Origin of the sequence: Aquitalea sp. ASV11, assembly GCF_016429185.1 — a bacterium.
GTDB classification, from domain to species: Bacteria; Pseudomonadota; Gammaproteobacteria; order Burkholderiales; family Chromobacteriaceae; genus Aquitalea; species Aquitalea pelogenes.
Genome location: NZ_JAELUD010000298.1, coordinates 1 through 296, shown reverse-complemented (window position 1 = coordinate 296; position 296 = coordinate 1). Strand labels below are relative to the sequence as shown.

Annotated in this window: 1 protein-coding gene; it reads right to left on the bottom strand. The window is 76.0% G+C overall.

Annotation, left to right across the window (positions count from 1 at the left end; all coding sequences use genetic code 11):
• Nucleotides 1–148: 148 nt before the first annotated feature.
• Entirely contained in the window at nucleotides 149–283 is a 135-nt protein-coding gene (locus tag JHD62_RS22240) for an ATP-binding cassette domain-containing protein (protein WP_370541115.1), read from the bottom strand.
• Between the last annotated feature and the right edge of the window lie 13 nt (nucleotides 284–296).

Sequence of the window (296 nt, the reverse complement as noted above, 5' to 3'; positions counted from 1 at the left end):
CCCCCCCCCCCCCCCCCCCCCCCCCCCCCCCCCCCCCCCCCCCCCCCCCCCCCCCCCCCCCCCCCCCCCCCCCCCCCCCCCCCCCCCCCCCCCCCCCCCCCCCCCCCCCCCCCCCCCCACCCCCCCATCTTACTGTTCGTCGGCAGCGTCAGATGTGTATAAGAGACAGGCCCAGGGTAATCTGCCCCTGTTGCGGGTCGTAAAAACGCAGCAATAGCTGAAACAGCGTGGACTTGCCCGCGCCGGACGGCCCCACCAGCGCTACGTGCTCGCCGGGAGCCAGTTCCAGATCAATC